This window comes from Haloactinomyces albus (genome assembly GCF_031458135.1).
In the GTDB taxonomy this organism is placed as follows: domain Bacteria; phylum Actinomycetota; class Actinomycetes; order Mycobacteriales; family Pseudonocardiaceae; genus Haloactinomyces; species Haloactinomyces albus.
On the sequence record NZ_JAVDXW010000001.1, the window covers coordinates 4323241 to 4337320 of the forward strand.

Here is a 14080-nt window from a genome sequence, read left to right on the forward strand (position 1 = left end):
GCCTCACTTCCCTTGCCAGCGGGGGGCTCGCTTCTCCTTGAACGCGAGCGCCCCCTCGCGGGCGTCGGCAGAAGAGCGGACCGGCTCGCTGATCTTCTGCTGACGCCCGAAGGCCTCATCGGAGGGCCAATCGCCTGAGGCGCGGATGATCTCCTTGGTCGCGCGTACGGCCAGTGGACCGTTGCAGGCAACGGTGCGAGCAAGTTCCAGCGCGGTGTCGCGAGCCTGCCCGGCGGCGGTGAGACGATTGATCAGATGCGCCTCGTGCGCACTCCGGGCGGGGATGAGCTCGCCGGTCAGCGCCCATTCCACAGCAAGGTGATAGGGCACCCGTTCGTGCAGCCGAAGCAACCCGCCACCCGCGGCAACCAGTCCGCGTTTGACCTCGGGCAGCCCGAAGACGGCTTCCTCCGAAGCGACGATCAGATCGCAGGCCAGCACGATCTCGAAACCGCCCGCGATGGCGTGGCCCTCGACAGCGGCGATCAACGGCTTGTCCGGGGGGCGTTCGACGATTCCGGCGAATCCACGCCCGGGCACCGACGGGCGCTCGCCGGCGAGAAAGGCCTTGAGATCCATCCCCGCGCAGAACCCCTTGCCCGCACCGGTGATGATTCCGGCGACCAGGTCGCTGCGATTGTCGAGTTCGTCCATGGCCGCGGCGATGGCCTCGGCGGTCGCGCTGTTGACCGCGTTGCGGGATTCCGGCCGGTTGATGGTGACGATCTGGACACCGTCGATCTGCTCGGTCAGGACGACAGGGGTGTCGGAAGTTTCGGACACGGTGACTCCTTGCTGTGTGCGGGTGGTAGGAGGGAAAGGATCACTTGGGCGGCATGCGGATGGCGCCGTCGAGACGGATGGTCTCGCCGTTGAGCATGGCGTTGTCGATGATGTGCTGGGCCAGCTCGGCGAACTCCTCGGGTTTGCCCATCCGCTGCGGATGCGGAACCTGCTTGGCGAGGCCGTCGCGGATCTCATCGGAGAACCGAGCCAGAATCGGGGTGTCGAAGGTTCCCGGAGCGATCGAGCAGACCCGGACCATTTTGCGCGCCAGGTCCCGGGCCGCGACGAGGGTCATGCCGACCACGCCCGACTTGGCCGAGGCATACGGGATCTGGCCGATCTGACCTTCCCAGGCCGCCACCGAGGCGGTCAGGACACAGACGCCGCGTTCGCCCTCGAGCGGCTCGTTGGTCACCATCCGCGCGGCGGCCATGCGCACCGTGTTGAACGTGCCGATCAGGTTCGTGCGCACGATGGATTCGTAATCGTCGAGCGATCCGGGAGAACCGTCCTTCTCGACCACCCGCACCGTCCCACCACGTCCGGCACAGTGCACCAGGGCACGGATCGGTCCGGCGGATTCGGCGAGATCGAGCGCTTGGCCGACGGCGTCGGGGTCGGTGACATCGGCCGGAGCGAAGTGCGCGAGATCCCCCAGTTTCTCGGCCACGCGCTCGCCGTCCGAGCTCGGCAGGTCGACGATCACGGTGGGCACTTCGCGGTCGATGAATCGCTGCACGGTGGCCAGCCCCAGTCCCGAGGCTCCGCCGGTGACCACGGCCGTTGCATTGTTCAACTGCATCTTTTTCCTGCTTTCGTCATTGCTGCGGGAATCCGGCTTCCCACGTGGGTCAGTCGGTCAGGGATTCGATGATCGTGGCGTTGGCCATGCCGCCGGCCTCGCACATCGTCTGCAGCCCGTAGCGTCCACCGGTGCGGGAGAGGTGGTGGATCATCGTGGTCATGAGTCGGCAGCCCGAGGCGCCGAGCGGATGCCCCAGTGCGATGGCGCCGCCAACGGGATTGAGCCTTGCCTCCTCGATGCCGAACTCCCGCTGCCAGGCCAAGGGAACCGGCGCGAAGGCCTCGTTGACCTCGAAGGTGCTGATGTCATCGCTTGCCAGCCCGGAACGTGCGAGCACCTTGTGGGTCGCCGGGATCGGACCGGTGAGCATCAGCGTCGGATCGTCACCCACCACGGCCGAGGACACGACCGCGGCGCGGGGACGCAGACCCAGTGCCCTCGCTCGCTGCTCGGACATGATGAGCAGGGCACTGGCACCGTCGGTGATCTGCGAGGAATTGCCCGCACTGATCACTCCGGGCAGTTCGGGGAAGCGTTCGCGGTAGGAGTTCAGGTCGAACGCGGGGTCGAGTCGGCCGAGACGTTCGGCCGTGGTGCCCTCGCGGATGGTCTCGTCGGCCGACACCGGGACCGGACCGTGCTCACCCGGCGCGGGGATGGGCACGATCTCGTCGTCGAAATCTCCCGCCGCACGAGCGTGTGCCGCGCGTTGGTGCGAGCGAGCCGAGTAGTCGTCGAGCTCACCACGGGTCAGCTTCCACTTCGCCGCCACCAGCTCGGCCGAGATTCCCTGCGGGACGAGGTCGGGAAACCGGCTGCGCGCTCCCTCGCCGTGCGGTTCCGCGCCCATCCGCGCGGAACCCATCGGAACCCGGCTCATCGATTCCACACCTGCGGCGATGGTGATGTCGTAGTGACCGGACAGGATGCCCTGGACGGCGAAATCGACCGCCTGTTGTCCGGACCCGCACTTGCGCTCGATGGTCACCGAGGGCACGTGCACGGGAAATCCCGCGGCGAGCACGGCCTGCCTTCCCGGTGTTGCGGACTGCTCGCCGGCCTGCCCGACGCAGCCCACGAGCACGTCGTCGATCGTTGCCGGGTCGAGATCGTTCCGGGATACCAGCTGTGTCAGGACGTGAGCGAGCAGGTCGACCGGGTGCACACCTGCCAGCGCCCCCGCTGCCTTGCCGCGACCCATGGGTGAGCGGACGGCGTCGACGATGACGGCACGGTCCATCGCTGTCTCCAAATCTATGTTCATGATAATAATGGATATCTTGCACCTGTCCGGCGGATCGAGCAAACTTGACCGCACGTACATCGATACTATGATGATGATTACTAGGAACGGAGAGCTCGTGCAACAGGTAATCGACGCTGATGAGCAGCGGGCGCTCGAAGAGGTCGCCGCCAAGGTCGCCAAGGAACGATATGCGCCATACGACGAGGAGTGGGACCGCTCTCGCATGGCGTTTTCGAAGCAGGAACGTCGCTATCTGGGCGAGCTCGGCTTTCTCGGTATCGCGTTGCCGGAGCAGTACGGCGGTGGGGGAGCACCCCTGCAGCACGCGCTGGGAGTCATCGAGGCGCTGGCCAAGGAATGCCGCCCGGCTGCCTTCCAGGTTTTCGAGGCCAACACCGGACCGGCCCAGGTGGTGGCCAGGTTCGGCACCGAGCAGCAGCGGGAGCGTTTCCTGCCGCCGATCATCAGCGGGGACGCGACCCTGGCCGTGGCCATCTCCGAGCCGGATGCCGGTTCGGCGGCCACGGACATGAAGACCAAGGCGACCGTATCCGGGGACTCGCTGGTCCTCAACGGCTCGAAACGCTGGATCTCCAACGGTGGCGAAGCCGACTACTACCTGGTCTACGCGCGGATGAACGATGAACCGGGCTCCAAGGGCATCGGTGCCGTTCTCGTCGAGGCCGACCGCGACGGGGTGAGTTTCGGCCAGCGCGAGAAGCTGATGGGCTTCCGCGGGATTCCGTCCGCGGACATCCTGTTCGATGATGTGGTGGTGCCTGCCGACAACCTCGTCGTGGGACCTGGCCGGTTTCGGGAGCTGTTCGGCGCATTCTCCATCGAGCGACTGGGCAATGCCACGATGAGCCTGGCGATCGGTCAGGCCGCGCTGGACCGGACCAAGCACTACGTGCAGGAGCGCGAGCAGTTCGGCAAGCCACTCGTGGAGTTCCAGAGTGTGCAGATGAACCTGGCGGACATGGTGCTGCAGGTGGAAGCCGCGCGACTGCTGATCCGCCGTGCGGCGGCGAATGTCGGTGATGAACTGCCGGATTCGCTGGAGGTCTCACTGGCCAAGTGCACCGCGAACGAAATGGCCAAGCGGGTCACCGACCTGGCCATGCAGCTGCACGGCGGTAATGGCTATACCGAGGAATACGGCTTGGAGCGTCTGCATCGGGACGCGCACGGTTGGGCGCTGGCCGGCGGCACTCCGAGTATGCAGCGCATCCGCATCGTCTCGGAACTGCTCGGGCGATCGTTCGATCAGCGCCGCTGACCGTCGGTGCAGGCACGGAAACGTATTCGACCATTTCGGGAGGGAAACACGATGACACACCGTTTCGAAGGCCGCATTGCCGCTGTGGTCGGTGGTGGGTCCGGTATGGGCCGGTCCATCTCCCATCGACTGGCGAGTGAGGGTGCTCATGTCTATGTCGCCGACCTCGGTGCCGATGCCTCCGAAGGGGTGGCCAAGGAGATTCAGGCGGCGAACGGCTCCGCAACCGGTGTGCAGGTCGACGCCACCGACAACGCGAGCCTGACGGCGCTGTACGACAAGATCCGCGCCGAGCACGGGGTGCTGCACGCGCTGCACGCTCAGGTGGGCATGCCCGGCCCCGCGGGGATGGAGGTCGACGACGCCGAGTGGGCCAAGAACATCGACGTCAACGTCAAGAGTGCCTACTACACCTGCACGCTCGGCTTCGACCTGCTCAAACAAGCCGATTCCGCGGCCATCACCATGACCTCGTCCACCTCGGCACTGGTCGGATCCCCGTTCAGCCCGATCTACTCGCTGACCAAGGGATCGCTGGTGCCGTTCACCCGATCCCTGGCGCTGATGGGTGCCTCCGAAGGAGTGCGGGCGAACGTGGTCTGCCCCGGCACCGTGCACACCCCGATGCTGGCCAGTTTCTTCGGCCGGGAGCCGGATGCCGATGTGAAGGAGCTGACCAAGGACTTCGTCAGCGGGATCCCGCTCGGCCGCGGCGCGGAACCGGAGGAGATCGCTTCGGTGGTCGCGTTCCTGCTCAGTGATGACGCCAGCTATGTCACCGGGGTCACCATCCCGGTCGACGGTGGCCTGACCGCCAAGTGAAACGAACGGGGAGGCATAGTCGTGGTACAAGTCGGTCTGTTGCTCAGTGACGTCCCGAAGTCGGTGACGCCTGATCAGCAATTCAAGGATGTGCTGCGCATCGTCGAGGCGGCCCAGCGCAACGGGTTCACCTACATCGCGATCGGCCAGCACTTTCTCTACGGTGATCTGCGGTGGCTGCAGCCGGTTCCGCTGCTGGCGCGGTTGGCCGCCGAGGTCGGTCCGGAGGTCAAGCTCGTCACCCAGATCATGATCGCGCCGCTCTACCATCCGGTGCTGCTCGCCGAGGAGATCGCCACGCTCGACGTGGTCACCGAGGGCAGGTTGGTCTTCGGTGCAGGGCTGGGATACCGCCCCGAGGAGTTCGACTACCTCGACGTGCCGTTCAAGCAGCGCGCCTCGCGGATGGACGAGTCGCTGGAGCTGATGAAGAAACTGTGGACCGAGGACACGGTGAATCACCAGGGCAAGTACTGGCAGCTCGAGGATGTCGCACCGCACCTCAAACCCGTGCAGTCCCCGCACCCGCCGATCTGGATCGGCGCGCACAGCATGGCAGGCACCCGACGGGCGGGCCGCTTCGGTGATGCTTATGCCTGTCCGCCGGAAACACCGCCGCACGAGGTGGCAGAGCGACTGACTGTGGTGCAGGAAGGGTTTGCCGCGCGCGGCAAGGAGTTCGGACCGCAGCCACTGCGCCGCAACGTCATGGTGGCCGACACTCGCGAGGAGGCCATCACCGAATACGCGAGGGTCGCCCAGGGCAGGTATCTGACGTATGCCCGCAAGGGGCTGGACGTCATGGCCGACACCGATCTGGAGAACGAGTTCGCACAAGCCGTTTCCGGACATGCGGTGATCGGGACACCCGACGACGTGGTCGGACAGTTGACGAAGCTGGCCACCGATCTCCCCGTCGACCCGCTGCTCGTCCGGCCGCAGTGGCCGACCATGGACGGCGACGAGACCATCGCCGCGATCAACCGGCTCGGTCGCGAAGTCGTGCCCTCCTTGCTGCCGATCACGCCGCGCCGGGACATTCCCGCCCCCGAACTCTTCTCGGAGCCTGCCGTAGGAGGTACGCAGCCATGACCCAGGTGTACCGCGATCTCGTGCCGAGCTTCGAGGATCCGGATGACTGGACCCTCGCCACGGTATTGCGCTCGCATGCCGCCACTCGCCCCGACGCGACATTCCTGATGGCACCGGAGGAGGGGCTGGAGTGGACCTACGCGGAGATGCTGTCCTCGGCGCAGCGGGTCGCAGGCACGCTGACCAAGTCCGGGGCCGAGCCCGGGGACCGCGTGGTCATCATGGCCGCCAACTCCTCGAGACTGGTGCGAACCTGGTTCGGAACAGCCGTCGGCGGCATGGTCGAGGTACCGATCAACACCAACTACGAGGGGGAGTTCCTGCGTCACCAAGTCGCCACGGTGGCGCCTCGGTGGGCGGTCATCGATGATGCCTTCGCGGAACGCATGGTGGCCATCGCCGACGACGTACGCGGTATCGACAAGTTCTGGGTGATCGACACCGGGCGCGGTGCCGAGGCGGTCGAGTTGCTCCGCGCCCACGGTTGGGCCGCAGAGCCGTGGGAGGATCTGGAGGAAGGGCCGGTACTCGATCTGCCCGATCCGCAGCCGCAGGACCTGGGCGCCATCTTCTTCACCTCCGGTACCACGGGTCCGTCCAAGGGCGTGGCGATGCCGCAGGCGCAGCTGTACTTCTTCGCCCAGGTGGTCGTTTCCCTGACCCGGCTGACTCCGGAGGACACCTATCTGACGACGACACCGCTGTTTCACGGCAATGCTCAATTCATGGCGGTGTTTCCCGCGCTGGTCGCCGGTGCTCGCGCGGTGGTGCGATCGAAGTTCAGCGCCAGCAAGTGGATCGATCACGTGCGTGAGTCCGGTGTGACGGTGACGAACTTCGTCGGCGTGATGATGGATTTCGCCTGGAAGCAGCCTCCGCGCCCGGACGACCGCGACAACGAACTCCGGTGCATCTATGCCGCCCCCACTGCCAGTACCATCGCTGATTCCTTCAAGGAGCGCTACGGTATCGAGGCTTTCGTCGACGCATTCGGTCTGACGGAGACGTGCGCGCCGATCCTGTCGCCTTATGGCGTCGAGCGTCCAGCGGGGGCGGCAGGATTGCAGGCTGCCGATTGGTTCGATATCCGCCTCGTCGATCCGGACACCGACCGTGAGGTGCCCGTCGGAGAGGTGGGAGAACTGGTGGTGCGGCCGAAACAGCCGTGGACCTGCAGCATGGGCTACTACGGCATGCCGGAGAAGACGCTGGAAGTGTGGCGCAATCTCTGGTTCCACACCGGCGACGCTCTCCGGCGTGATGAACACGGTTGGTATTACTTCGTCGATCGCTACAAGGACGCGCTGCGCCGACGCGGCGAGAACATCAGCTCCTACGAGATCGAGGAAGTGATTCTGGCGCACCCGGCCGTGGCCGAATGCGCGGTGATCGGCGTGCCGAGCGAGGTGGAAGCCGGTGAGGACGAGGTCATGGCCGTGATCGTTGCTCCGAGCCCGGTCGATCCGGGTGAGATATTCACCTGGTGCCAGGGCCGTATTCCCGAATTCGCGATTCCACGGTTCGCGCGGTTCGTGGACGCACTGCCGAAGACACCTTCCGAGAAGGTGCGCAAGGCCGCACTGCGCGAGGTCGGCGCCTCTTCCGACACGCACGATCGCCTTCGCGAGTCGGTCCGCTGAGTGTGGATGGCGACCGGACAGGAGAATCAACATGGATTTCAGCACCGATACGCTGCACGATGATATTCGCGCGGCGGTGCGAGCACTGTGCTCGGACTTTTCCGACGACTACTGGGCCGAGCACGATCGGACCCAGGAATTCCCGTGGGATTTCTACAACGGGGTGGTCAAGGGAGGTTGGCTCGGCCTGACCGTGCCGGAGCAGTACGGCGGTGGTGGGCAGGGTGTGACCGAGGCCGCGATCGTGGAGCAGGAGATCGCCGCATCCGGGGCCGGGATGAACGGCTGCAGCGCCGTGCACATCGGCATCTTCGGTTTCGAGCCGATCATCAAGCACGGCAGCGAGGAGCTCAAGCAACGGTTCCTGCCCCGGCTGGCCGAAGGTGATCTGCACGTGTCGTTCGCGGTGACCGAGCCGGATGCCGGTACGGATACCACGAACATCGCCACGTTCGCGCGCAAGGTCGAGGGCGGATGGTCGATCTCCGGCAAGAAGGTGTGGATCACCAAGGCGCAGGAGGCCGAGCGACTGCTGATCCTGTGCCGCACCACACCTCGCGACGAGGCGCCGAAGAAGACCGCAGGCATGACTCTGTTCTTCGCCCCGATGGATCGCGACCGGGTCACGGTCCGCAAGATCCCGAAGATGGGCCGTAACGCGGTGGACACCAACGAGCTGTTCATCGACGAGCTGTTCGTACCCGATTCCGATGTGGTCGGTGAGGTCGGGCACGGATTCCGCGCGATTCTGGCAGGCCTCAATGCCGAGCGCGTCATCTCCGCCAACGCGGCGATCGGGATCGGCCGGGCCGCGCTGCGCAGGGCCGCCGGATACGCCAAGGAGCGCACCGTGTTCGGCAGGGCCATCGGGCGGAATCAGGGCATCGCCTTCCCACTGGCGCAAGCTCAGATCCAGTTGGACGCGGCGGACCTGATGTGCCGCCGCGCAGCATGGCTGATCGACAACGACCATCCGGCAGGAAAGGACGCCAACGAGGCGAAATACCTCGCGGCGGAGGCGGGCTTCTTCGCCGCGGACGCGGCGCTGAGCGCACACGGTGGTTACGGCTACTCGCAGGAGTACCACATCGAACGGTACTTCCGGGAATCCCGGTTGATGCGGATCGCGCCGATCAGCCAGGAAATGGTGCTGAACTACATGGCCGAGCATGTGCTCGAACTCCCGAGGAGCTACTGATGCAGCCCTACCGATCCGTGCTGTTCCTGCCGGGGCATCGGCCGTCCTGGGTGGACAAAGCCTTACGTGCCGGGCCTGATGCGATCGTGCTGGACCTGGAGGATTCCGTGCCGGAATCCGAAAAGGTGGGCGCGCGAGCCACTGTTGCCTCGTCCATCGAGCGGCTGGCCGCCGAGCAAACGGCCCCGGACGTGCTCGTACGGGTCAATCCCCTGGACACCAAGCTGACCGGGGGAGACCTGGAGCAGGTGATGGTACCGGGACTGACGGGCATCTTCGCGCCGAAGATCGAGCAGGCCACCGACGTGCTGCGCTACGATGCGCTGCTCGACCACTTCGAGACACGCAACGGGGTGTCGGGGCTGGAGTACATCGTCCCGGTGGAGACCGTGCGCGCGATCCACGAATGCCGCGAGATTGCCGGTGCCTCACCGAGAGTGGGAGCGATGATCGGCCCCACCGCCGAGCACGCCGATATAGCTCGAGCCGTGGGATACGAATGGTCTCCGGAAGGCACCGAGACGCTGTATCACCGCAGCCGGATTCTGCTGGCATGCCGTGAGGCGGGAATCCACGCGTTGACCGGACTCTGGGAGAAGCTGTCCGATACGGATGGTCTTGCGGAGTTCGCACGGCGTGGTAGGCAGCTCGGGTTCCGCGGCATGATCGCCATCCACCCGAGCCATGTGGCGACGATCAACGAGGCGTTCACGCCATCCGATGAGGACGTCGAGTTCTACCGGGGGATCGTCGACACCTACGAGAAGGCCACCGCCGACGGCACCGGCGCAGTGCGCTACCGGGGGACACACATCGACAAGGCGCACTATGACAGGGCACTCGCGTGGCTCGAACGCGCGGAGCGCATCACCGGAACGGGGAACCGCCCATGACCATGCAAGCGACGCAAGCGACCATGCGGGGCCTGTACTTCGAGGAGTTCGAAGTCGGTGCCGAGTATCGGCACGCGCTGACCCGCACGATCACCGAGATGGACAATGTCATGTTCACCTCGCTGACCATGAACCTGCAGCCACTGCATCTGGACGAGGAGTTCGCCAAGGAATCGGTGCACGGTGCCAGGGTGCTCAACAGCCTGTTCACCGTCGCGCTGATCGGGGCGTTCCACGTCCCCGAACTGACCATGGGAACCACCCTGGGCAACCTCGGTTACGAAAAGATCGAGTTCCCGCACCCGGTGTTCCACGGTGACACGCTGCGTGCGGAAACCACGGTCCTGGACAAGCGAGAATCCCGTAGTCGCGACGATTCCGGAATCGTGTGGTTCGAACACCGTGGCTACAACCAGGACGACGTGCTCATCTGCCGCTGCCACCGCATCGGCCTGATGGCAAAGAAGCCGACGGACCCCGAGCAGAGCAAAGAAGGTGTGCGATGACTTCCACAACAGGTGCCGACCGCGACTACGTGCCCGACGTGCGCACGTTGACCATCGACAACCGGCAGGTGCAGCCGGAGGGCGCAGCGTGGGATGTGTACAACCCGGCGACCGAGCAGGTCCTCGCAACGGTGGCGGGAGCCTCGAGCAAGCAGGTCGACGATGCCGTTTCGGCCGCACGCAAGGCATTCGGTCGGTGGTCGTCGATGAGTGGGCACGAGCGCGCGGCCGCGATTCACCGATTCGCCGATGTGCTGGAGGCACGCACCGACAAGCTGCTGGCCTCGATCGTCAACGAGGTCGGCACGCCCGTCTCCCTGGCCGAGGGCTTGCAGGTCAAGCTCGGTCTGATGCATCTGCGCTGGCAGGCCGAGGCGGCGAAGAAGGACCGCACCCTGCACCTCGGCGGCTACGACCAGCCGGTACCGACGATGAGCGACGTGACGCACTACCCGGTCGGCGTGGTCGCGGCGATCACCGGATACAACTATCCGCTGAATCTCGCCATCTTCAAGTTCGGTGCGGCCCTGGCCGCGGGCTGCACGGTGGTGCTGCTGCCCTCCCCGCGAACCCCGCTGACCACGCTGCTGTTCGGTGATCTCAGCCGGGAGGCCGACCTGCCGGACGGCGTGTTCAACGTGCTGGTCGGTGATGCCGAGGTCGGACAGCAACTGACTTCGCATCCCGGAGTGGACAAGGTCTCGTTCACCGGGTCCGATGCGGTGGGCGCAAAGATCATGGAGCAGGCCGCGACAAACCTGAACGGCGTCACCCTCGAACTCGGAGGTAAATCCGCGAGCATCGTGCTGCCCGGCACCGATGTCGAATCGTTGGCCACCGAAACGCACCTGCGGTGGTCGCGCAACGGCGCGCAGGGCTGCGCCGCGCTGGCACGGTTGCTGGTGCACGAGAGCCTCTACGATCGCTTTCTGGAGGCCAGTGCCGAGGGATTCGAGCAAATGCGGGTCGGTGACCCGTGGGACCCGAAGACCAATATCGGACCGATGATCCGGCCGGACCACCGGGAGCGGGTGCAGGGGTTCATCGACGAGGCGCTCGGTGCGGGAGGCAAGGCACTGCTGTCGGTGGATCGGCCGCTGCCCGAATCCGGCTGGTACGTGAACCCGGTATTGCTGGGCAACCTGCCGCATGACGCGCGCGCGGTGCAGCAGGAGATCTTCGGACCGGTGGCGGTGATCGTGCCGTTCTCGGATACCGACGAGGCGATTCGGTTGGCGAATGACACGGCCTACGGGCTGGCGGCCAATGTCTGGTCACCCGATCTCGAGGAGGGACGCCGGGTGGCCGAGCGGCTCCGTGCCGGCACTGTGTGGATCAACGGAGGCGGGGCGATGCGCCCCGACGCGCCGTTCGGTGGTTCCGGACGTTCGGGGGTTGGCAGGGAACTCGGGGAGTGGGGGATCCATGAATACCTGGAACCCCGCCACATCCAGTGGCGTGTCTGATATCGGCTGGTCATTGGCTCGATACGGCTTCGGAGGTAGGCGACATGCCAGATAACAGGTCCGGCGGGGATGGGCCTCTCGCGGGTGTGCGGGTGCTCGAGCTCGGCACGATGTATGCCGCGCCGACGGCGGGGCGGATGCTCCGGGACTTCGGTGCCGAGGTCATCAAGGTGGAGGATCCGGTGGCCGGGGACTACGCTCGGCAATGGGTGCCTCAGAAGGAAGGGCTGTCTCTGGGGTTTTCGCGGCTCAACGCAGGCAAGCGTTCGGTCGGTGTCGATCTGCGTGAGCAGGACGGTCGCGATCTCGTCAGCCAAATGGCGTCTCAAGTGGACATCGTGATCGAATCCTTCCGGCCGGGACGGCTGGAAGAGTGGGGACTGGGCTACGAGGTGCTCAGTGCGAACAATCCCGGGCTGGTGCTCGCCCGTGTGTCCGGCTTCGGCCAGACCGGGCCCTACCGGTTGCGCCCGGGGTTCGGCACCGTGGCCGAGACGGCCAGCGGCTTCGCCCAGATCAACGGCTGGCCGGACTCGCCACCCACCTCGCCACCGTTCGGCTTTGCGGATTCGATCGCCGGCATGGCGGCCGCCATGGGTGCGGCCATGGCGCTGTACCGGCGGGGACAAACCGGGCACGGAGATGTGGTCGATGTGGCGCTGTACGAGCCGCTGATGTTCATCATCGGCGATCTGGTGCTCAAGTACACCGGGCTCGACGAGGTGCAGGGACGTATCGGCAACGGAACCGGGGCGGCTTCTCCGCGGGGTATCTACGAGGCGGCTGACGGGAAGTTCCTGTCCATCGCGGCGTCCAACCAGGCGATCGCTTCCCGGCTCTTTGCGGCGATGGGGCAGCGGGAACTCATCGACGATCCGAGATTCGCCACCAACGCCGCACGGCTGACCAACAATGATCTGGTGCAGAAGCAGGTCGCGGATTGGGTGGGATCGCTGCCGCGGGATGCAGTGCTGGCCGTGCTCGACGAATTCGAGGTGGTGAACTCTCCCGTCAACGATGCTTCCGACATCGTGGCCGATCCGCATTTCCTGGAGCGGACCCTGGTGGGCATCACGGGCAACGAAACACTCGAGTCCGTACTGATGCCGGGGCCGGTACTGCACATGGCCGGGTATGCGGGTCCGGTCTACGACGGTGTACCCGCTATTGGTGAGCACACCGATCAGGTGCTGCTCCGGGAGTTGGGACTTTCGGACGGGGAGCTCGGCGAATTGGCCGACCGGGGAGTCGTCAGCGGCTCATCCGCTCGGTGAGGCCGAGGACATCGCTGGTCGGCCGCGAATCTCGCGATCCGCGGCCGCCCCGCAATACCAGCACGTTGCAGCCCGCCATCGCTCCATGGGCAGGTTCGGATCGAATACGAGGACTGCCGAAGACATACGCCGGTCACGGTCCCGGTTGATCACCCGGGAGAAGTGCTCCGATGAAGCATTCACCTGATGAACCGGCCCACGATGTCTCGGAGGTCCCTGCCTATCCGCACGTCTTCGAGCCCATCCGGATCGGAGCCATGTCCCTGCGCAACCGGGTCATGTTGCCGCCACACGCTTCTGCGATCGGAAACCTGTGGGGATCTCAGGCCGATGCGAACCGCAACATCGCCTACTGGGAGTCGCGGGCAAAGGCCGGAGTGGCCTGGATCGACGGAGTCGCCGGACGGGTTCGCAATCGACTCGTCCCCGGCTTCGAACCCCACGGCTACGGTGCCGAGACCACGGGCTTCTACCGGTTGCCCTTCTTCGTCGAGCGGGTCCAGCAGATGGTCGCAGCCATCCATGCCGCGGGTGCGACCGTCACATCGCAGTTGACCGTGATCGGTGGGAATCCGCACACTCCCTCACGGCAACTGAGCGCGCCACTGTACAACTCCCGACCGCACGTGCTGCGGCGGGACGAGATTGCGTGGTACGTCGAGGAATACCGGTTTTCGGCACGACAGGCTCGACGGGCGGGACTCGACGGTATCGAGCTGCACCTCAATCACGACGACCTGCTCGAGTGGTTCCTCTCGCCCCTGACCAACCACAGGGAGGACGAATTCGGTGGCTCCCTCGAGAACCGTGCGCGGTTCGCGGTCCAAGTGCTGACGGCGGTACGCGAGGAGATCGGCACCGACATGACACTCGGTGTCCGGTTCAACCTGCGAGAGGAGATGCCGGGGGCTATGACGCCACCGAGGGGATCACCATCGCGCAGTACCTCGAAAGCACCGGCCTCATCGACTTCCTGCACACTGTCATCGGCTCGCCCTGGGGGGATCCGAGCTACATCCAACCGCAGTACTACGCCCCGGCGCAGTGGTCCCATCTGGCCGGTGATCTGAAGA

At 65.5% G+C, this 14080-nt stretch carries 13 protein-coding genes; 10 read left to right on the forward strand and 3 right to left on the reverse strand.

From position 1 onward, the window contains the following. Window positions 1-3 precede the first annotated feature (3 nt). The 3 genes from JOF55_RS20385 to JOF55_RS20395 are packed head-to-tail and all read right to left on the reverse strand — an operon-like array spanning window position 4 to window position 2831. The gene (locus JOF55_RS20385) at window positions 4-783 is read right to left on the reverse strand and encodes a crotonase/enoyl-CoA hydratase family protein (protein ID WP_310276809.1); all 780 of its coding nucleotides are present in this window, start codon (window positions 781-783) and stop codon (window positions 4-6) included. 40 nt (window positions 784-823) lie between these two features. Then, window positions 824-1588 carry an SDR family NAD(P)-dependent oxidoreductase gene (locus JOF55_RS20390; protein WP_310276812.1) on the reverse strand — a complete coding sequence of 255 codons (765 nt, stop codon included), beginning with the start codon at window positions 1586-1588 and terminating at the stop codon, window positions 824-826. A 49-nt stretch (window positions 1589-1637) separates the two neighbouring features. Next, window positions 1638-2831 carry a thiolase family protein gene (locus JOF55_RS20395; RefSeq protein WP_374727568.1) on the reverse strand — a complete coding sequence of 398 codons (1194 nt, stop codon included), beginning with the start codon at window positions 2829-2831 and terminating at the stop codon, window positions 1638-1640. A 121-nt stretch (window positions 2832-2952) separates the two neighbouring features. On the opposite strand from JOF55_RS20395, the gene JOF55_RS20400 reads away from it, so the two are divergent. From JOF55_RS20400 to JOF55_RS20445, 10 genes are all read left to right on the forward strand, one after another. Further along, a complete protein-coding gene (locus JOF55_RS20400) occupies window positions 2953-4116 on the forward strand; it encodes an acyl-CoA dehydrogenase family protein (RefSeq protein ID WP_310276817.1) in 1164 nt (387 codons plus the stop codon). 51 nt (window positions 4117-4167) lie between these two features. After that, the gene (locus JOF55_RS20405) at window positions 4168-4938 is read left to right on the forward strand and encodes an SDR family NAD(P)-dependent oxidoreductase (RefSeq protein WP_310276819.1); all 771 of its coding nucleotides are present in this window, start codon (window positions 4168-4170) and stop codon (window positions 4936-4938) included. Window positions 4939-4959: 21 nt separating this feature from the next. Beyond that, the gene (locus JOF55_RS20410) at window positions 4960-6030 is read left to right on the forward strand and encodes an LLM class flavin-dependent oxidoreductase (protein WP_310276822.1); all 1071 of its coding nucleotides are present in this window, start codon (window positions 4960-4962) and stop codon (window positions 6028-6030) included. Further along, on the forward strand, window positions 6027-7670 hold the full coding sequence (locus JOF55_RS20415; RefSeq protein ID WP_310276826.1) for an AMP-binding protein: 1644 nt from the start codon (window positions 6027-6029) through the stop codon (window positions 7668-7670). The genes JOF55_RS20410 and JOF55_RS20415 overlap by 4 nt, the downstream gene beginning before the upstream one ends. A 31-nt stretch (window positions 7671-7701) precedes the next feature. Continuing rightward, complete coding sequence (locus JOF55_RS20420; protein WP_310276829.1) at window positions 7702-8868, forward strand: acyl-CoA dehydrogenase family protein; 1167 nt, start codon at window positions 7702-7704, stop codon at window positions 8866-8868. Beyond that, the gene (locus JOF55_RS20425; RefSeq protein ID WP_310276831.1) at window positions 8868-9761 is read left to right on the forward strand and encodes an HpcH/HpaI aldolase/citrate lyase family protein; all 894 of its coding nucleotides are present in this window, start codon (window positions 8868-8870) and stop codon (window positions 9759-9761) included. The genes JOF55_RS20420 and JOF55_RS20425 overlap by 1 nt, the downstream gene beginning before the upstream one ends. Next, a complete protein-coding gene (locus tag JOF55_RS20430; RefSeq protein ID WP_310276834.1) occupies window positions 9758-10267 on the forward strand; it encodes a MaoC family dehydratase in 510 nt (169 codons plus the stop codon). Before JOF55_RS20425 ends, JOF55_RS20430 begins: the two co-directional genes overlap by 4 nt. Further along, window positions 10264-11733 carry an aldehyde dehydrogenase family protein gene (locus JOF55_RS20435; protein WP_310276837.1) on the forward strand — a complete coding sequence of 490 codons (1470 nt, stop codon included), beginning with the start codon at window positions 10264-10266 and terminating at the stop codon, window positions 11731-11733. The genes JOF55_RS20430 and JOF55_RS20435 overlap by 4 nt, the downstream gene beginning before the upstream one ends. 44 nt (window positions 11734-11777) lie before the next feature. Next, window positions 11778-13007, forward strand: coding sequence for a CaiB/BaiF CoA transferase family protein (locus tag JOF55_RS20440; RefSeq protein ID WP_310276840.1), 1230 nt, complete (start codon window positions 11778-11780; stop codon window positions 13005-13007). Between the two features lie 170 nt (window positions 13008-13177). Next, window positions 13178-14077 carry an oxidoreductase gene (locus tag JOF55_RS20445; protein WP_310276842.1) on the forward strand — a complete coding sequence of 300 codons (900 nt, stop codon included), beginning with the start codon at window positions 13178-13180 and terminating at the stop codon, window positions 14075-14077. Window positions 14078-14080: the final 3 nt, after the last annotated feature.